Source organism: Streptomyces peucetius (assembly GCF_025854275.1).
Classification (GTDB): Bacteria; Actinomycetota; Actinomycetes; order Streptomycetales; family Streptomycetaceae; genus Streptomyces; species Streptomyces peucetius_A.
Map to the genome: position 1 here is coordinate 3999147 of NZ_CP107567.1, position 17414 is coordinate 4016560.

Below are 17414 nucleotides of genomic sequence, written 5' to 3' on the forward strand. Positions count from 1 at the left end.
CGATGTGGGCATGGGCCGGGTGATCCGTGTGATGCGGCGTGGGAACGGCTGAGCCGACCGTTGTCCTCCTGCCCAGAACGACAGCGTCCCCCGGAGATTGTTCGGGGGACGCTGGGACGACAGAAGATCAGCCCGTTGACTGTCGTGCGGTGGTACTGCCGTGACCCGGCCGGGCGTGCGCAGGTTGCTCAGCGGCTCGTCAGCCGGGCGTGGAGGGCAGGAATGGTGTGGATGGAACGCGGACACGGTGGCGCGCGGAGGGACGGCGGGGCGGCCGGGCCAGCGTGACGAGCCGGACGAGTTGCTGAAAGCAGACAAGAGCTGCAAGGGCAGGGAGCGCGGCAGCAGCGACGTCGGTGAACGACCCGGCTGACTCGATCACGCACAACCAGGTCGTGATGGCCGAGAAGAAGAGTACGACCACCCAGGATTGCACCGTCCGGCGATGATGGAGCGATGCGCGCAGGATGGAGAGAGACGCAACCAGCCAGGGTCCGTAGACCAGAACCGGCCACCAGCTCATCAGGCCCTGGGACGTTCGTGACGCGGCAATGTGCCGTAGCGGGTCCAGGGCGACCATGCCTCCGAAGATGCTCACTCCGGAAACGATGACGGCGGCCACCACGGCAATGGAGACGCTGACTGTCTGCAGCAGAGAGAACCTCGGCTTCTGCGACGGTACCCGTCGGCGATGCCCCGGCACGGGGCGTACACGGGGAAGTTCGGCGGTGATGCTGTTCCGGTCTGCGAGTGAGCTGCCGTCTCCCGAGTCCAGGCCGCTGCCATAGCCGGAGAAAGCCGTGGGCTTCTCCTCTCCGGCAGAGGGCTGCAGCAATTGCTGCAGTTCCGCTGTCGGGTCCCACGTCCCGTCAAGGATCTCCAGGCCGAGAGGAGCCATCGGCTCATGGGGGCTCAGAAAGGTCTTCGGGGAAGCGGCATACGGGTCCTCCCACCTGCCATAGCCGCCCATTTCCGGGTGGGAAACCGCTGAACCGAACGAGCCGTACTCGTCATACATGAAGGCTTCGCCCCGTCCGTCCATCGCCTCGTACAGTCGGCGACGCGTGCACTGTGTTCGACAGTCGGTGGTAATCGGCCTGAATACGGCCGATCAACACCAGAAAGTCGTTCAGCAGGGAAGAAGCGTGCGCCGGGTCGATTCGATCCTCTTCTTGGTGGAGCGTCGCGTTACTCTCTGCCACGCCCTCCGCAGAGCGGGGATCCAACGCCCACGCGCCCGTTGGGACCGCCTCCGTGCCGGCCGTACGTCGGGCCCCGATCTCGGGGGAAAGCTGTGCTCTCGTCATATTCCTAACAACGAGCGTTCCACTAGCCCTGATGCCTGACATTCGAGTGAAACCGCTACGCCATTAGGTGGGGGCCGGTCATTACAACCATTCTTGCGAAGATACGCCGATAGACCGGCTGCCCCCGCGAACCTGCCCATCGGAATACGCACAGCGCTCTTGGCGAAAGGCGGTGTCCCATGACCGATCGAACCACGGGGCACCGCCGTAAGACGTCACCGTCAGTCCGCAAGCGGCAAGTACACCCGGTTGCCGCCCGCCGCGAACTCCCTGGACTTCTCCAGCATCCCCGCCTCGACGTCCTCGGCCGAGGCCGAGGGAGTCGGGTCCGCGGCGAACTGCTCCGTGATGCTTCTGCTGATCTTCATCGAGCAGAACTTCGGACCGCACATCGAGCAGAAGTGCGCGGTCTTCGCCGGCTCGGCGGGCAGCGTCTCGTCGTGGAACTCCCGTGCCGTGTCCGGGTCGAGAGCCAGGTTGAACTGGTCCTCCCACCGGAACTCGAAGCGGGCGTCGGACAGCGCGTCGTCCCACTCCTGCGCCCCCGGGTGCCCCTTGGCGAGGTCCGCCGCGTGCGCGGCGATCTTGTAGGTGATGACGCCGGTCTTCACGTCGTCGCGGTTCGGCAGGCCCAGGTGCTCCTTGGGCGTCACATAGCAGAGCATGGCCGTGCCCCACCAGGCGATCATCGCCGCCCCGATGCCGGAGGTGATGTGGTCGTACGCCGGAGCGACATCGGTGGTGAGCGGGCCGAGCGTGTAGAACGGCGCCTCCTCGCAGATCTCCTGCTGGAGGTCGATGTTCTCCTTGATCTTGTGCATCGGGACGTGTCCCGGCCCCTCGATCATGGTCTGCACGCCCAAGCGCTTGGCGACGGAGTTGAGCTCGCCGAGCGTCCTGAGCTCCGCGAACTGCGCCTCGTCGTTGGCGTCCGCGATGGACCCGGGCCGCAGGCCGTCGCCGAGGGAGTACGTCACGTCGTACGCGGCGAGGATCTCGCAGAGCTCCTCGAAGTTCTCGTACAGGAACGACTCCTTGTGGTGCGCCAGGCACCACGCCGCCATGATCGAGCCGCCGCGCGAGACGATGCCGGTCTTGCGGCGCGCCGTCAGCGGTACGTAGCGCAGCAGCACGCCCGCGTGGACCGTCATGTAGTCCACGCCCTGCTCGGCCTGCTCGATGACCGTGTCCTTGTAGACGTCCCAGGTCAGCTCCTCGGCCTTGCCGTCGACCTTCTCCAGCGCCTGGTACAGCGGCACGGTGCCGATCGGCACGGGGGAGTTGCGCAGCACCCACTCGCGGGTGGTGTGGATGTTGCGCCCGGTGGACAGGTCCATGACCGTGTCGGCTCCCCAGCGGGTCGCCCAGGTCATCTTCTCGACCTCCTCCTCGATGGAGGAGGTGACGGCGGAGTTGCCGATGTTGGCGTTGACCTTCACGAGGAACCGCTTGCCGATGATCATCGGCTCGATCTCGGGGTGGTTCACGTTCGCCGGGAGAACGGCCCGCCCGGCCGCGATCTCCTCGCGCACCACCTCGGGGGCGACGTTCTCCCGGATGGCGACGTACTCCATCTCCGGGGTGATCTCACCCCGGCGCGCGTAGGCCAGCTGAGTCACGGCCCGGCCGTCGCGCCCGCGGCGGGGCTGACGCGGGCGGCCGGGGAAGACCGCGTCCAGGTTGCGGAGCCCGCCGCGCGGCGACGTGTGCTTGATCCCGTCGTCCTCGGGCCGGACGGCCCGGCCCGCGTACTCCTCGGTGTCGCCGCGGCTGATGATCCAGTTCTCCCGGAGCGGGGGCAGACCGCGGCGTACGTCCGTCTCGATGTTCGGGTCGGTGTACGGGCCGGAGGTGTCGTACAGCGTCACGTCCCGGCCGTTGGTGAGGTGCACCTTGCGCACCGGCACACGGAGGTCGGGGCGCGAGCCCTCGACGTATCCCTTGTGCCAGCCGATGGACTTCCCGGCCTCGTCGTTCTGGTTCGAGGCAGGCGTGCGTGCGTCCGATACGGTCATGAGACCTACTCCCTACGCCGGCATTACCCGGTAACAGGTTCGGCGGTCGGCGCAGCTGTCCCGTACGGATGTACGGAGGTCAGCGCCCTCTCAGCCCGGTGCTCCGAGCTCCCGCGTGTGCAAAGGTGCCACCACGCTAGCGTCATGTCTGGCGCGCTGAACAGAGGGCCCCTCCTGCTCTTGCGATGATCGGTCCGTGACTTCATCGCAGCAGCCCCCAGAACCGCACGGCCAGGCCCACAGTCATGCGCACGCTCATGGGCCCGCCGCGCCGGTCTCCCAGCACCTTCGCCGAGTCATCGCGGCCGTGCTCATCCCCTTCGCGACGGCCGTCCTCGTCGGGCTCGCCGTCCTGTGGCCCGGCGGGGCACCCGGGCACGAGCGCACCGGAGTCGGCTTCGACCGGCAGACGGAGCAGGGCAAGGTGGTGTCGCTCGAGAGAATCGACTGCAAGGACGTCAACGCCGCCCAGGTCCCGCCGACCGGTGATACCTCCACACCCCAGGGGCGCGAGGCGGTCAACTCGCAGCAGGGCCTCTGCGCCAGGGCGACCGTCGAGGTGACCACGGGCAAGGACAAGGGCCGTACCTTCGTCGAGATCGTCCAGCCGGACGCACCGCGGCAGTTGAAGGAGGGGCAGGGCGTCGTCGTCGCCTACGCCCCCGACGCCCCCCGCGACCTCCAGTACTCGGTGACGGACATCGACCGCGGCCTCCCGATGGCGCTGCTGGCGGCGATCTTCGCCGTCGTGGTGGTGCTGGTGGGCCGGATGCGCGGTGTGATGGCCCTGATCTCTCTCGTGGTCTCGTTCGCCCTGCTGACGCTGTTCATCCTGCCCGCGATCCTGCAGGGGTCCAATCCGCTGGTCGTGGCGGTGGTCGGGGCGAGTGCCATCATGCTGATCGCGCTCTATCTGTGTCATGGGGTGACCGCGCGGACGTCCGTCGCGGTGCTCGGGACCCTGATCTCCCTGCTGCTGATCGGGCTTCTCGGTTCGCTGTTCATCGGCTGGGCCAGCCTGAGCGGCAACACCGACGACAACACCGGTCTGATCCACGGTCTGTATCCGGAGATCGACATGAGCGGTCTGCTGCTCGCCGGCGTGATCATCGGCTCGCTCGGCGTGCTCGACGACGTGACGGTGACGCAGACTTCGGCGGTCTGGGAACTGCACCAGGCCGATCCGGAGATGGGCCCCCGTGCCCTCTACCGCTCCGCCATCCGCATCGGCCGCGACCACATTGCGTCCGTCGTCAACACCCTCGTACTCGCCTACGCCGGCGCCGCGTTGCCCCTGCTGCTCCTCTTCTCCATCGCCCAGTCCAGCGTGGGTACCGTCGCCAACAGCGAGCTGGTGGCGGAGGAGATCGTACGGACCCTGGTGGGCTCGATCGGGCTGGTCGCCTCGGTGCCGGTGACGACTGCGCTCGCCACCCTGGTGGTCTCCGCCGACCGCTCCGGCCCGGCGGCGGGGACGGACGGTTCACCGGCCCGCACGGGCAGGGGGCGGCGGCGCAAGCGGTGACGCCGGGGGAGTCGGGGACGTGTCAGCCGGCGTTCTCCTCGGCGAGGATCCGCCCGAGCGCCTCCTCCAGGTTCACGTCGAAGTCACCCAGCGTGAGCTCCTGCCCCATGGGAAGCAGTTTGTCGGTGCGGTCGAGGAAGGCGACGAGCGGTGCCGCGCCTGCTCGGAAGAGTGCCGAATCCTGCCCGACACGGAGCCTGATGTGGACGTCCGAGAGGCTCTCCGGCCCGACGGGCGCGATGTGCACATCACCGTCCCCGCTCGGCCAGTTGATCCCGTCGAGCAGCAGCTCCCGGCCGAATGCCCAGGTCACAGGAGCATCACCGGGCAGATGGAAGGTCATCCGCACCGCGTACGGATCGCCCGTCTCATAACCCAGTTCGACCGGAATCCGGAAGGAGAGCTCCTCGGAGACGAGGAAGCTCATCAGAACCTCGGCCTGGACCGACTCGCGCATCACATACCCCGCAGCAGATGAAGCATTGAATGAACCCGTACTGGAAAAGCAGAAGAAAACGGCAAGGATCGATCCCTGGGCCCTCTCGCGTCATCGTGGTCGAAGGACTAGCAGATCACAAGGAGTGATATTTCAGATACTGATAGAGAAGGCAAGTGACCCCAACAGCCCACCGATTCCTGTGCGCAACTGCTCAACCGCGGGAAGCAGTCTGGCCTTTTGGTGGACGGGCAGCGAAATGGCCATTGTCGCGGCGCCGGAACAGCCAGTGATCGGAATAGCCGCGCAGACTGTGCCAATTGCATATTCCTGTCGTTCCACGACCGGGTGCGCGCGCGGACGGGCGGCGAGCCGCTCGAGCAGGGTGCGCCGGTCGGGCACGGTGTACGGCGTCACGGGTTGCACGGGATGGCGGCTCAGATGCTCCCGGCGTGCCGACTCGTCGAGCTGACCCAGCAGGCACTGGCCGAGCGCGTGCGCGTGCCCGGTCTCACGGAAGTCCGCCCACTCCGTCACCGCCGGCGCGTACGGCGTGTCGGAGACCGCGACGATCTCGATCTCGCCCTCGTGGTAGACGGCGAAGTAGACAGGGACACCGATCGCGTCCCGCCAGTGGGCGAGGGACTCCTCGAGGGTGCCGCGACGATTCTGCATCGCCCCGCCGGTGACCAGCCGTTCCACCGCGTCCCCCAGCAGATACAGGCCGCTGTGGCGCCGCAGGTAGTCGTCGTGGGTCAGGGTGCGCAGCAGATGGTAGGCGGTCGGCAGGGAGATTCCGGCTTCACGCGCCAGCACCTTGGCGGGGGCCCCGTCCGGATGCGCGCCGGCGGCTTCCAGCAGTCTCAGTGCCCGCTGAACAGAGCCGATCAGGGTCGGTTCAGGAGCGACTTTCGTTGCCCCGGCCACAGGTCACCCCCAGGCGTGGTGACGGGCATCGCGCCCGCCCGCGGGGGCCGCCCCCGCGCGGCCGCCGCGGCCCCGGTCAGGGAACAGTCATTCAGCCCCGTGATGCACCGAAGCGCTGGTGAGAGCGATCCCGCTCCGGACATTTCCCGAGGGCGGCAGCGTTGAACCACTCTAATGGCAGCATCGGCCGGAACACGGGGAGAGCCCGGCCGTTTCCCCCGGCCGGGCTAACGGCCGCCGCTGCGGCGGCCCGTCCCGCTACCACTCACCGCGCGAATCGGAGGAGGCCATGAACTTCCGTACCAGGAACACCAGTCCGCCGACAAGGGCGACGAACACCAGCAGCTTGAACAGCAGCCCGATCACGAATCCGACGACGCTCATGATGAGTCCGCCGAAAACGAGCAGCGCGATCACCGGTACCGCGACCCACTTCACCCACCACGGCATACCCGCGAATAGCTCCTGCACAGCCATCGTCTCTACCTCGTTTCTCCGGATTGCCTGCCTTTGATGCTAGGCGGCCGGCTGCGTCGGCAGGGGGCCGCGAGCCCTTGAACTCCCCTGATCGGTCCCCTAGGTACAGACAGGGCAGGACCTCAGCTCTCGGGCGGAGAGAAGACCACCATGACCCGCAAGTCCTCGCTGATGTGGTGGAACTTGTGCGGCACCCCCGCCGGCACGTACACCACGCTGCCCCGCGCGACCTGCGTCGTCTCCATCCCCACGGTGATCGCCGCCCGGCCGCTCACCACGAAGTAGACCTCGTCCTGCTTGTGGGGGAGCTGCGGGTCGATCTGACCGGCGTCCAGCGCGTACAGACCGACCGACATGTTCCGTTCGCGCAGGAACTGCAGATACGCCCCGTCGTTCGCGGCGCGTTCCGCCTCCAGGTCGTCCAATCGGAATGCCTTCATCGCGGTCCCGCCCCTGCACTTGGTCCGATCACGTCTGCCACGATCAGACACATGATGAATTTCCTAGTCAAGACGATCGCCAACGCAGGTGCCCTGTGGGTGGCCGTGTGGTTGCTGCAGGACATCACACTGACAGGTGACAGCACCGGCAAGAAGGCGTGGACGCTGATCCTGGTCGCGCTGCTCTTCGGCCTGGTGAACTTCCTTGTCAAGCCCGTGGTGAAGCTGCTCACCCTGCCGCTGTTCATCCTCACCCTCGGTCTGATCACTCTGGTGATCAACGCCCTGATGCTGCTGCTCACGTCGTGGCTCGCCGACAAGTTGGACCTGAGCTTCCACGTCGAGGGCTTCTGGACAGCGGTTCTCGGCGGCCTGATCATCTCCATCGTCTCCTGGGCGCTGAACCTCGTCCTGCCCGACAAGGACTGAACATGAGCGATCTGACCGCCACTCCCCACGGGGACGGCACCACGGCGGTACGGGCCGGGCTGCCCGAGCCGGTGAAGTACGAACCGACCCTGCCCGGACCGGTCTTCGCCGCCCACTTCCACCTGCCCGGTGAACCGACCGGCCCGTACACCTACGGCCGGGACGAGAACCCGACGTGGACCCACCTGGAGCGGGCCATCGGCGAGCTGGAGGCCCCCGGTGAGACGGTCGAGACCGTCTCCTTCGCCTCGGGCATGGCCGCGATCTCCGCCGTACTCATGTCGCAGCTGACCACGGGGGACGCCGTCGTCATGCCCGACGACGGATACCAGGCCCTGCCGCTGGTCCACGAGCAGCTGCGGGCCTTCGGCATCGAGGTCCGCACGGCCCCCACCGGCGGTGACGCCCAGGCGGCCCTGCTCGACGGGGCCCGGCTGCTGTGGATCGAGACCCCTTCGAACCCCGGTCTCGACGTGTGCGACGTGCGGCGGCTCGCCGACGCGGCGCATGCGGCAGGCGCACTCGTCGCCGTCGACAACACACTGGCCACCCCGCTCGGTCAGCGACCCCTCGAACTGGGCGCCGACTTCTCCGTGGCCAGCGACACCAAGGGCATGACCGGCCACGGCGACATCCTGCTCGGGCACGTGACCTGCCGTGACCCGCTGCTCGCGGCCGGAGTACGGCGCTGGCGGAAGATCGTCGGGGCGATCCCCGGCCCGATGGAGGCATGGCTCGCGCACCGGTCGCTCGCCACCCTGCAGTTGCGCGCCGACCGGCAGAGCGCGAACGCGCTGGCCGTCGCCCGGGCGCTCGCCGGCCGGGCGGAGGTCAGCGGCCTGCGCCATCCAGGGCTGCCGACCGACCCCTCGCACAAGATCGCGGCGGGGCAGATGCGGCGCTTCGGCTGCGTGGTCTCCTTCTGCCTGCCCGACCGCGACCACGCGGAGCGCTTCCTCGAGGGGCTTCGCCTGGTCGACGACGCGACCAGCTTCGGCGGAGTGCGCTCCACCGCCGAGCGCCGCGGCCGCTGGGGCGGCGACGCCGTCCCGGAGGGTTTCATCCGCCTCTCGGCCGGCGCGGAGGACGGCGAGGACCTGGTGGCCGACGTGCTGCGGGCGCTGGACGGGGCCGCGCCTCCGGCGTAGAACGCACGAGACGCGCCTCCCGCGTGGAACACGCGGCCACGGACAGCGGTACGGCCCACCGCCGCGTCACGTGCGACGGGCGGTCCGAGCCTCCCCCCTCATGACTCGGACCGCCCCGGTTCCCGTGCACCAAGAACCGTGCCGACAAGGCTAGTTGACTCAGCGTCAGTGTCCAATCACGGTAGCGACAGAGACCTATCGACTTATTTATAGTTGGCCGGGTTCGGGGGGCAACGTCGGATCGGGAAGGGCATGGCATGGATCTGGCCCTGCTGCGCACATTCGTCACCGTGCACCGGGCCGGGTCCTTCACGCGCGCCGCCGCACTGCTCGGACTCTCCCAGCCCGCGGTCACCGGTCAGATCCGCACGCTGGAGCGCCAGCTGGGCAAGCCGCTCTTCCTGCGCCAGGCGCGAGGGGTCACCCCCACCACCATCGGCGACGAGCTCGCCCAACGGGCGGCTCCCCACCTGGACGCCCTCGTCGAGATAGCCGAGGCCCGGCTCGACAGCGGGATGGGAACCCGCACACTCCATCTCGCCGGCCCGCCCGAATTCACCTCCGTCCGCGCGCTCCCCGCGCTCACCCCGCTGATCAACCAGGGGCTCTCCTTACGCGCCTCCTTCGGGAACGCGGAGGAGGCCCTCGACGGGCTCGCGGCCGGCCACCACGACCTCGCCATCACCACCGCCCGGCCACGCGGCCGGCTGCTCACCGCCACGGCCCTCTGCGACGAGGAGCACGTCCTCGTCGCGGCTCCCCGGTGGGCGGCGCATCTGGGGCCCTCGGTCCTGCGCAAGGGGCATGTCGTCCTCGAGCAGCTCCCGGTGGTCGAGGTCCATGAGTCCCTGCCGTTCGTGTCGCGGTACTGGCACGCCGTCTTCGACTCCCCGCCGGCTGCGGCAGGCGCCGTCATCGCACCGGACCTGAGAGCCGTCCTGGAGACCACGGCCTCCGGTGCCGGGCTCGCCGTGCTGCCGCGCTATCTGTGCGAGGACGCCCTCGCGGAGGGGCGCGTGCTCGCTCTCCTCGACCCGCCGGTGCCGCCGCTGCGCACCTATTTCCTCGCCGTACGCACCGGTACGCTCGCCCACCCGCACATCGCCCGGGCTCACGAGGGGCTGCTGAGCGCGGCCGCCGACTGGTGACGGACACGGCACAGAACGCCCGCGCGCGTTTCAGAAGCGGAGACATGGGCCACTCTCTTGCCATGACCGAACGACCGGTGGTCAAGCGCACCGCACGCGCCATCCTGCTCGACGGCGACGACCTCGTGCTGATCAAGCGCACCAAGCCCGGGATGGACCCCTACTGGCTCACACCGGGCGGTGGGGTCGAGCCGGAGGACGCCACTGTCGTCGACGCCCTCCACCGTGAGGTCGACGAGGAACTCGGCGCCAAGATCACGGACGTGGTGCCGTGCTTCGTCGACACCGTGGAGCACATCGCGGACGGCGGCGTGACCGGTGTGAAGGTGCAGCACTTCTTCGTATGCCGCCTGGAGTCCATGGACCCCGCCCTACGGCACGGCCCTGAGATCGACGAACCCTGCGGCGAGTACCATATCGTCCGGGTGCCGTTCAGCCGCGTAGGGATCGCCGCCGTGCACCTGGTGCCGCTGTCGCTTCGCCACTATCTGGACGGCAACATCGAAGGCGTACGGGCCATGCACGCGCCCGACCTTGGCTGAGGCCGGGGAGTCGCGGGCGTCTGCTCATGTATACGCCGAGGTCAGTATCCGCTCATGTACGCCGAGGTAAGTATCCGCGGTTACTCCCCTCGTCAGACGCAGCGGCACGCCTGGTACAGGCACCGTGTTTCACGTGAAACCACTCAAGCGTCCCGTTCGACAGGTCACCCTCGTTGTACATGTCGCGGCGTCTGCCGGCTGGCTGGGTCTCACCCTCGGCCTGCTGGCGCTGGCACTCACGGCCTGCACCACGGAATCGGCCGCCATGATCGAGGCGTCGTACCGGTCGATGAAGGTCTTCACCGACTGGCTGGTGCTGCCGGTGGCACTGCTCACCCTGACCAGCAGCCTCGTACTGTCACTGGGCACGAAGTGGGGCCTGGCCCGGCACCGCTGGGTCTTCATCAAGTTCTGGCTGACCCTTGCCACCACCACAGCGTCCGTCGTGATGCTCCGGCCGGATGTCAGCAGGGCCGCCGACACGGTCGCCGCCGGAGCAGCCGTCGCCGAACCCCGCGACCTGCTCATGGGGCCGGCCGTGTCCCTGACCGCCTATGTGTTCATGACCGTCATCTCGGTCCTCAAGCCCTGGGGCCTCACCCGACGCGGGCGACGAATGCGCGTATCTGCCAGTTCACCAAAAGTGCTGGACGAACGATCATTGCGTCAGTCAGCCTGACGCCATGCAGACACCGCTCTCCGATCTACCCATCCGGCACCTGACCACGGACGACCTGGTCGCCTGTGCCGATCTGTCCGAGGACCGCGGCTGGCCTCGCGAGGAGCACAAGTGGGGTCTGCTGCTCGCGGCAGGTACCGGTTACGGAATCGACGACCCGGCCGGCAAGGGGCTCGTGACCGCCTGCGTGCTCACCCGCTACGGCACCGGACTCGGCGCCATCGGCATGGTGCTGGTGGCGGAGCGCCATGCCCGGCAGGGCGTCGGACGCCGTCTGATGAAGCACGTCCTCAACGAGACCGGCACTCTCCCCGTCACTCTCCATGCCACCCCCTACGGAAAGCCCCTCTACGAGGAACTGGGCTTCGCCACCACCGGTCGCGCGGAGATGGTCCGGGGCCACTTCACCCCTTCCGGGCCGCCGCCTCGGGTGGAGACCCGCCCGGCGACGGCGGAGGACCTGCCCGCGATACTCCGTCTCGACCACGAAGTCTTCGGTCTCGACCGCACCCACATGATCGTGCGGCTGCCGGCCTTCGCCGACCAGCTCCGGGTGACGGAGGAGGACGGAGTGCTGACGGGGTACGCGGCGGCGTGGCCCAACATGGATACCCATGTCGTCGGTCCGCTGATCGCCCGGGACACCGAGACGGCGAAGGCCTTGATCTCCTCCTTGGCCGCTGGAACTGACCGGCCGCTGCGCACGGACATCGACGTACGCCACGACGAGCTGCTGGCCTGGGTGAAGGAGCAGGGTCTGGCACCGATCGCCTTCAACGCCGTGATGACCTTCGGTATCGCGGCGCTGCCTGGCGACTGGACGCGCCGCTTCGCGCCCCTGACGGTGGCCGCAGGGTAGGCCGCGAGCCGCATATCCCTGGCGAGGGATCGCCTTTTGATTGCAAACGCGGGCTATTGCAGTCATGGCCTACCCTGGGGGTAAGCCGCTCCGACACCGAGGAGTCTCAATGAAGAAGTCAAGCCGCCTGCGTGACGGGCGGGGCGGGGGTGAAGAGTCGTCCGTCGCGCAGGAGGGCCCACAGGACGCCGGCTCGTCGGCGGGCCAGGGCGATGACGGCCTGGACGTGCTTGCAGCCCTCCCGGGCCGCCCAACAACTTACGGAGGAGACACATGACAGCGACCGACCCCGCCCTGACCGCCCTCGCGCAGGGCTGGTGCGCCCTCTCGCTGCTCCACGGCCGGATCGAGTCCCACATCGAGCGTGCCCTGGAGGCCGAGCACAACCTCAGCGCGCGCGAGTATTCCCTCCTCGACGTGCTCAGCCGGCAGCACGACGGCGAGGGCGGCCACCTCCAGATGAAGCAGGTCGCCGACGCCGTCGTCCTCAGCCAGAGCGCCACCACCCGCCTCGTCACCCGCCTCGAGGACCGCGGCCTGCTCTCCCGCTACCTCTGCCCGACCGACCGCCGCGGCATCTACACCGACGTGAGCGAGGCCGGCCTCCAACTGCTCGCGGAGGCACGGCCCACCAACGACACCGCGCTGCGCGAGGCCCTCGACGAGGCCGCCAAGAACCCCGAGCTCGCTCCGCTGGTCAGGGCCGTCGAAGAGCTCAAGGCTCCCGCCGCGGCCGCATGAGCCGGCCGGTCGACGGACCGTTGCCAGGCGAACACGGGCGGCCCGATCGCGGCCCCGTTTCACGTGAGACGGACGGTTTCACGTGAAACGCGGCTGCGAATCAGAAACGGAACCCCTGCCACCCGGCGGCGTCCACTCCTCCGGGCACGGCGTCCCCCGGCTCGTAAGGCTCCCGGGTGAAGACGAACGAGCCCAGATCCAGATGGCTCACCGAACCGTCGTCCCGGCGCACGACCCGCAGCGTCTCCCCCGCGTAGTAGCCGTCCAGACCGGTCCAGGTCTCCTTCGCACAGGAACGGAACCGGGAGCGGCGCCCCCCGCCCCGCAGCGGCTCCAGCTCCAGGCCTCCGTCCGAGACCAGACGCAGACCGTAGGCGTAGGTCCCCCAGTACCAAGGGCCCGTCAGCGCCAACAGCCCCTGATCGACCTCGGGCAACGGGCGCCACGGCTCGGGGATCCGCGGCTCGGCATCGGCGACGATGCGTACGAGATCCGCGGCAACCGTTGCCACCGGCGGGCCGGAGGTGGCATTGGCCAGCGCCACGGCGGCAACCCCGTCCTCCACGCTCACCCACAGCCCGGCGAGGAAGCCCGGCAGGGAACCGGAGTGCCCGACGAGGGTGCGTCCCTCGCTCCGGACGATCTGAAGCCCCAGCCCGTACGTCGCGTTCCACTCCCCCTCCTCCGGCGGCACGGACGGCGTCCGCATCTCCCGCACGGACTCCGCTCCGAGCACCAGGTCGTTCCCCTCGGCGAGGAAGGCGGCGAACCGGCACAGGTCCGCGGCGGTGGACCAGAGCTGCCCGGCGGGGGCCATGAGCCCGAGGTCCTCCGCGGGTTCGGGAAGCATCACGTCCGCCCACGGGTGCACCGCCCAACCACCCGCGTGCGGCGCCTCCGGCTGTGTACTCGTCCTTGTCAGCCCGAGCGGCTCGAGGATCTCCTGCCTCAACGCCTCCTCCCATGACACCCCACGGACCGCTTCGACCAGCGAACCGAGCAGGGTGTAACCGGGGTTGGAGTAATGGTGCCGCCGGCCCGCAGGGTGCATCCCCGCCCCGTCGCCGAGCACATCGGACAGTTCCGGACGCGCCGAGCCGGGGGTCCGCTCCCACCAGGGCGCCGGCGCCTCGGCGCTCAGACCCGCGCTGTGGCCCAGCAGCTGAGCAATGGTCGCCTCACCGGCCCCGGTGCCCGGCAGATGCTTCTCCAGGGCGTCGTCGAGGTCGATCAGCCCCTCGTCCCGCAGCCGCATCACCAGAACCGCGGTGAACGACTTGGTGATGGAACCGATGCGGTACTGCGTGTCGGCGTCCGGCGCGTGCCCGTCCACGGACGTGCGGGATCCCGTCCACACCAGCTGTCCGTCGCGCTGGACGGCGGCGGCGAAGGACGGAGCGCGGCCCTCGCTCTGGGCGACGGCAATGCGGTGCAGCAGTGCCCGGCGCGTACCGGGGAGCAGTTCTTCCAAAGGTGACGTCATACAGCAGGTCTATCGGTGCCGGTCCCTTGCGTCGACCGCATTACCGGCACGCACGGCGCGGGTGGACGTCCGCCCTCGGGGGGAGCGCCCTCCCCTGGGCGGTCTCGGCCCGCGGGCTCAGACGAGGGCGGCGACCAGCAGGACGAAGGCGGCGATGATGACGGCGACCCGGACGTAGTGGTACCGGTCCCAGCGGTTCCTCTGCTGCTTCCAGTCGGCGGGCAGGCTGTCGGCGGTCCACGTCTTGCCCCGGTTGTTGATCGGGACGAGCAGCAGGACCGACGTGACCACGCTGAGGATCAGCAGCGCGGCGGCGGTGACGACGAGGCCGGTGCCGTGGTGGTGCCATCCGGCGATGGCCCAGACCGCGATGAGGACGAGCGAGCTGATGTACCAGACCGGCATCAGGGCGCCAAGCAGCCGGGCCCCGTGGGCGCGGCCGAGCACGCCGCTGTCCTCGGGGAGCCCGTTGAGGATCGGGTTGATGACGAAGGCGACGGAGAACTCCACGCCCACCATCAGGCCGACGACCACGGTGGTGAACACCTCGAGTGCGTTGAGCATGACGAACCCTTCCAGGGTCTAGCGCTGCTAGAAGAGGAGGCAACGCTAGTCCTGTCGCCGCTCGATTGTCTAGCGCTGATAGGATCGGCCCATGTCGGTACAGGAACGCAAGGAGCGCGAACGGGCGGGCCGCGAACGCCTCATCGTGGCGACGGCCCGAGAACTCGCCGAGCGTCAGGGCTGGGACGCGGTCACCACTCGCCGGCTCGCCGAGCGCATCGAGTACAGCCAGCCCGTCCTCTACAGCCACTTCCGCGGCAAGCGCGAGATCATCGGCGCCGTCGCCCTCGAGGGTGCCGCCGAGATGGCCGCGGCGCTGCGGGCCGCGGCCTCCGCCGCGGACGGCCCGCGCGCCCGGGTCACCACCCTCGCCCGCGCCTACCTCGACTTCGCCGAACGCAACCCGGCGGTCTACGACGCCATGTTCCAGCTCGACGGCGGCCTCGCGTTCGCGAAGGAGGACACCCCGGAGCCTCTGAAGGACGCCTTCGCCGCCCTGGTGGAGAACCTCGGCGAGGTTGCCGGCAACGGCGTCCACCCGGCGCTGTTCACCGAGGTGTTCTGGGCGGCCCTGCACGGGCTGGCGACCCTCACCCGGGCAAAACGGCTCCCGCCGGGGGACGCCGAGCGGAGGGTGGAGCTGCTGGTGGACCGGCTCGCCCTGATCTGACGCAGCATCCGGGTGGGCGAGTCGCCGGGGTCTTCCGACCCGGCTGCTTTCCTACGGCATCCCTTTGGGTCGACTCGGTGAGTGAGCGCGCTGAACAGTGCGCCTCACGCTGGATCAGGTCTGCGCCATGTCGACGAACCGGGAGTAGTGACCCTGGAACGCCACGGTGATGGTCGCGGTGGGGCCGTTACGGTGCTTGGCCACGATCAGATCCGCCTCGCCCGCGCGAGGCGACTCCTTCTCGTAGGCGTCCTCACGGTGCAGCAGGATCACCATGTCCGCGTCCTGCTCGATCGAGCCCGACTCGCGGAGGTCCGAGACCATCGGCTTCTTGTCCGTGCGCTGCTCGGGACCACGGTTCAGCTGGGACAGTGCGATCACCGGGACCTCGAGCTCCTTGGCCAGCAGCTTGAGGTTACGGGACATGTCGGACACCTCTTGCTGGCGGCTCTCGGCCCGCTTGGAACCGCCCGACTGCATCAGCTGCAGATAGTCGATGACCACGAGCTTGAGGTCGTTGCGCTGCTTGAGACGGCGGCACTTCGCCCGGATCTCCATCATGGAGAGGTTCGGGGAGTCGTCGATGTACAACGGCGCCTGCGACACGTCCGGCATCCGGCGGGCCAGCCGTGTCCAGTCCTCGTCCGTCATCGTGCCGGACCGCATGTGGTGCAACGCCACGCGGGCCTCGGCCGACAGGAGCCTCATGGCGATCTCGTTGCGGCCCATCTCCAGGGAGAAGATCACGCTGGGCAGGTTGTTCTTGATGGAGGCCGCGCGTGCGAAGTCCAGCGCCAGCGTCGACTTTCCCATCGCCGGACGGGCGGCGATCACGATCATCTGGCCGGGATGCAGACCGTTGGTGAGGGAGTCGAAGTCGGTGAAGCCCGTCGGCACACCGGTCATCTCGCCACTACGCGAACCGATCGCCTCGATCTCGTCGAGCGCGCCCTCCATGATGTCGCCGAGCGGAAGATAGTCCTCGCTCGTGCGCTGCTCGGTGACGGCGTAGATCTCGGCCTGGGCGGAGTTGACGATCTCGTCGACGTCCCCGTCGGCGGCATAACCCATCTGCGTGATCTTGGTACCGGCTTCCACGAGTCGGCGCAGCACGGCGCGCTCGTGGACGATCTCCGCGTAGTACGAGGCGTTGGCCGCCGTCGGTACCGACTGGACGAGCGTGTGCAGATACGGGGCTCCGCCGACCCGGGTGATCTCGCCCCGTTTGACCAGCTCCGCAGCGACCGTGATCGGGTCGGCCGGCTCGCCCTTGGCGTACAGGTCGAGGATGGCCTGGTAGACCGTCTCATGGGCCGGCCGGTAGAAGTCGTGGCCCTTGATGATCTCGACGACATCGGCGATGGCGTCCTTGGACAGCAGCATGCCGCCGAGCACGGACTGCTCCGCGTCCAGATCCTGGGGCGGAACGCGCTCGAACCCTGGGGACCCTCCGTCCCAGCCGCCACCCTCCCTCCCCCGGTCGTGCTGGTCCTCGCGGCCGCGGCCTTCGTTGCGACGCTGACGGGAGGCGGGGAGCCGGTCCCCCGGACTCTCGGCCGCCCACGGGTCGTCCAAGGGTTCGGAAATGCTCACCCGGGCCACCTCCTCCCGTCCGCTCCACGGACCTACGCCGTGGCACTCTTTCTACGCCACGACACTGACAAAACGAGTCGCCCGGCTCCGCTTGAAACAGGGGCTCACGCACGCCGGGCGACGGTCCACGGTAGGCCCGCGGGCACCGTCAGCCAATCTGGTTATCCACAGGGACTGTGGACCAAGGACCAGATGCTGTGGAGAAGTCTCCGCAACCTGTGCACGGACCGGGGGACAGCACTGTGGAAAAGTTCACGACACTCTGCCCGCGACCCCTCTGAGCTGCTACTTCGGCATCCACCGCCTGTGGGGGAGAAAAACTTTCCCCGCCGGACCAAGATCAGAACAAACGGCACACGGACGAGCGGTCCACACACCTCACGGTAAGGAGTGCGAACGCATTGCATCTCTTACCTGTGGAAGATTAGATT

General features: G+C 68.5%; 18 protein-coding genes, 1 pseudogene and 1 riboswitch. Of the genes and pseudogenes, 9 read left to right on the forward strand and 10 right to left on the reverse strand.

Translation table 11 applies throughout. The features are described from left to right. Positions 1–199: 199 nt before the first annotated feature. On the reverse strand, positions 200–1018 hold the full coding sequence (locus OGH68_RS18390) for a DUF2637 domain-containing protein (RefSeq protein ID WP_264245361.1): 819 nt from the start codon (positions 1016–1018) through the stop codon (positions 200–202). Between the two features lie 510 nt (positions 1019–1528). Beyond that, on the reverse strand, positions 1529–3322 hold the full coding sequence (gene thiC, locus OGH68_RS18395; protein ID WP_264245364.1) for a phosphomethylpyrimidine synthase ThiC: 1794 nt from the start codon (positions 3320–3322) through the stop codon (positions 1529–1531). Beyond that, positions 3315–3447: riboswitch (TPP riboswitch) on the reverse strand. (Overlaps the previous gene by 8 nt.) A 71-nt stretch (positions 3448–3518) precedes the next feature. Between thiC and OGH68_RS18400 the strand changes: the two genes are divergently transcribed. Further along, on the forward strand, positions 3519–4847 hold the full coding sequence (locus OGH68_RS18400) for a YibE/F family protein (protein WP_264245366.1): 1329 nt from the start codon (positions 3519–3521) through the stop codon (positions 4845–4847). Between the two features lie 22 nt (positions 4848–4869). Here OGH68_RS18400 and OGH68_RS18405 read toward each other — a convergent pair whose 3' ends face one another. The 4 genes from OGH68_RS18405 to OGH68_RS18420 form a co-directional block, all read right to left on the reverse strand. Beyond that, complete coding sequence (locus tag OGH68_RS18405; protein ID WP_264245367.1) at positions 4870–5304, reverse strand: SsgA family sporulation/cell division regulator; 435 nt, start codon at positions 5302–5304, stop codon at positions 4870–4872. A gap of 132 nt (positions 5305–5436) precedes the next feature. Beyond that, the gene (locus OGH68_RS18410) at positions 5437–6210 is read right to left on the reverse strand and encodes an IclR family transcriptional regulator (protein ID WP_264245369.1); all 774 of its coding nucleotides are present in this window, start codon (positions 6208–6210) and stop codon (positions 5437–5439) included. A 258-nt stretch (positions 6211–6468) separates the two neighbouring features. Next, entirely contained in the window at positions 6469–6681 is a 213-nt protein-coding gene (locus OGH68_RS18415) for a DUF5326 family protein (RefSeq protein WP_264250153.1), read from the reverse strand. Between the two features lie 128 nt (positions 6682–6809). Continuing rightward, positions 6810–7127 carry a cupin domain-containing protein gene (locus OGH68_RS18420; protein WP_264245371.1) on the reverse strand — a complete coding sequence of 106 codons (318 nt, stop codon included), beginning with the start codon at positions 7125–7127 and terminating at the stop codon, positions 6810–6812. A gap of 51 nt (positions 7128–7178) precedes the next feature. Between OGH68_RS18420 and OGH68_RS18425 the strand changes: the two genes are divergently transcribed. The 6 genes from OGH68_RS18425 (at position 7179) to OGH68_RS18450 (ending at position 11932) form a co-directional block, all read left to right on the forward strand. Then, complete coding sequence (locus OGH68_RS18425; protein ID WP_264245373.1) at positions 7179–7556, forward strand: phage holin family protein; 378 nt, start codon at positions 7179–7181, stop codon at positions 7554–7556. A gap of 2 nt (positions 7557–7558) precedes the next feature. Further along, positions 7559–8704: a cystathionine gamma-lyase gene (locus tag OGH68_RS18430; protein WP_264245375.1), complete on the forward strand. Its 1146-nt coding sequence runs from the start codon at positions 7559–7561 to the stop codon at positions 8702–8704. Positions 8705–8961: 257 nt separating this feature from the next. Further along, positions 8962–9852 (forward strand): LysR family transcriptional regulator, encoded by an 891-nt coding sequence (locus tag OGH68_RS18435; RefSeq protein WP_264245377.1) that lies wholly within the window; start codon positions 8962–8964, stop codon positions 9850–9852. A 62-nt stretch (positions 9853–9914) separates the two neighbouring features. Next, positions 9915–10394 (forward strand): NUDIX domain-containing protein, encoded by a 480-nt coding sequence (locus tag OGH68_RS18440; RefSeq protein WP_264245378.1) that lies wholly within the window; start codon positions 9915–9917, stop codon positions 10392–10394. A 133-nt stretch (positions 10395–10527) separates the two neighbouring features. After that, complete coding sequence (locus OGH68_RS18445) at positions 10528–11073, forward strand: DUF2269 domain-containing protein (RefSeq protein WP_264245379.1); 546 nt, start codon at positions 10528–10530, stop codon at positions 11071–11073. Between the two features lie 4 nt (positions 11074–11077). Then, a complete protein-coding gene (locus tag OGH68_RS18450; protein ID WP_264245381.1) occupies positions 11078–11932 on the forward strand; it encodes a GNAT family N-acetyltransferase in 855 nt (284 codons plus the stop codon). A 118-nt stretch (positions 11933–12050) separates the two neighbouring features. Here the strand turns inward: OGH68_RS18450 and OGH68_RS18455 are convergent. Continuing rightward, a pseudogene (locus OGH68_RS18455) lies at positions 12051–12173 on the reverse strand (IS110 family transposase); the annotation flags it as partial. A gap of 32 nt (positions 12174–12205) precedes the next feature. Between OGH68_RS18455 and OGH68_RS18460 the strand changes: the two are divergent. Continuing rightward, positions 12206–12673, forward strand: coding sequence for a MarR family winged helix-turn-helix transcriptional regulator (locus OGH68_RS18460; protein ID WP_264245383.1), 468 nt, complete (start codon positions 12206–12208; stop codon positions 12671–12673). Positions 12674–12773: 100 nt separating this feature from the next. Here the strand turns inward: OGH68_RS18460 and OGH68_RS18465 are convergent, their stop codons facing one another. Together OGH68_RS18465 and OGH68_RS18470 are read right to left on the reverse strand one after the other, a co-directional pair. Continuing rightward, positions 12774–14156: a serine hydrolase domain-containing protein gene (locus tag OGH68_RS18465; RefSeq protein ID WP_264245385.1), complete on the reverse strand. Its 1383-nt coding sequence runs from the start codon at positions 14154–14156 to the stop codon at positions 12774–12776. 117 nt (positions 14157–14273) lie between these two features. Next, positions 14274–14720, reverse strand: coding sequence for a DUF1772 domain-containing protein (locus tag OGH68_RS18470; RefSeq protein WP_264245387.1), 447 nt, complete (start codon positions 14718–14720; stop codon positions 14274–14276). Positions 14721–14811: 91 nt separating this feature from the next. On the opposite strand from OGH68_RS18470, the gene OGH68_RS18475 reads away from it, so the two are divergent. Continuing rightward, positions 14812–15390, forward strand: a complete 579-nt coding sequence (locus OGH68_RS18475) for a TetR/AcrR family transcriptional regulator (RefSeq protein ID WP_264245389.1) — start codon at positions 14812–14814, stop codon at positions 15388–15390. Positions 15391–15504: 114 nt separating this feature from the next. Here OGH68_RS18475 and dnaB read toward each other — a convergent pair whose 3' ends face one another. After that, the gene (gene dnaB / locus OGH68_RS18480) at positions 15505–16965 is read right to left on the reverse strand and encodes a replicative DNA helicase (protein ID WP_264250154.1); all 1461 of its coding nucleotides are present in this window, start codon (positions 16963–16965) and stop codon (positions 15505–15507) included. Positions 16966–17414: the final 449 nt, after the last annotated feature.

What these genes read in the sequence shown, in the direction of transcription:
- OGH68_RS18390 (WP_264245361.1), bottom strand. Translation starts at nt 1,018, where the DNA reads ATGTATGACGAGTACGGCTCGTTCGGTTCAGCGGTTTCCCACCCGGAA.
- thiC (WP_264245364.1), bottom strand. Translation starts at nt 3,322, where the DNA reads ATGACCGTATCGGACGCACGCACGCCTGCCTCGAACCAGAACGACGAG.
- OGH68_RS18405 (WP_264245367.1), bottom strand. Translation starts at nt 5,304, where the DNA reads ATGCGCGAGTCGGTCCAGGCCGAGGTTCTGATGAGCTTCCTCGTCTCC.
- OGH68_RS18420 (WP_264245371.1), bottom strand. Translation starts at nt 7,127, where the DNA reads ATGAAGGCATTCCGATTGGACGACCTGGAGGCGGAACGCGCCGCGAAC.
- OGH68_RS18425 (WP_264245373.1), top strand. Translation starts at nt 7,179, where the DNA reads ATGATGAATTTCCTAGTCAAGACGATCGCCAACGCAGGTGCCCTGTGG.
- OGH68_RS18430 (WP_264245375.1), top strand. Translation starts at nt 7,559, where the DNA reads ATGAGCGATCTGACCGCCACTCCCCACGGGGACGGCACCACGGCGGTA.
- OGH68_RS18435 (WP_264245377.1), top strand. Translation starts at nt 8,962, where the DNA reads ATGGATCTGGCCCTGCTGCGCACATTCGTCACCGTGCACCGGGCCGGG.
- OGH68_RS18440 (WP_264245378.1), top strand. Translation starts at nt 9,915, where the DNA reads ATGACCGAACGACCGGTGGTCAAGCGCACCGCACGCGCCATCCTGCTC.
- OGH68_RS18450 (WP_264245381.1), top strand. Translation starts at nt 11,078, where the DNA reads ATGCAGACACCGCTCTCCGATCTACCCATCCGGCACCTGACCACGGAC.
- OGH68_RS18460 (WP_264245383.1), top strand. Translation starts at nt 12,206, where the DNA reads ATGACAGCGACCGACCCCGCCCTGACCGCCCTCGCGCAGGGCTGGTGC.
- OGH68_RS18465 (WP_264245385.1), bottom strand. Translation starts at nt 14,156, where the DNA reads ATGACGTCACCTTTGGAAGAACTGCTCCCCGGTACGCGCCGGGCACTG.
- OGH68_RS18470 (WP_264245387.1), bottom strand. Translation starts at nt 14,720, where the DNA reads ATGCTCAACGCACTCGAGGTGTTCACCACCGTGGTCGTCGGCCTGATG.
- OGH68_RS18475 (WP_264245389.1), top strand. Translation starts at nt 14,812, where the DNA reads ATGTCGGTACAGGAACGCAAGGAGCGCGAACGGGCGGGCCGCGAACGC.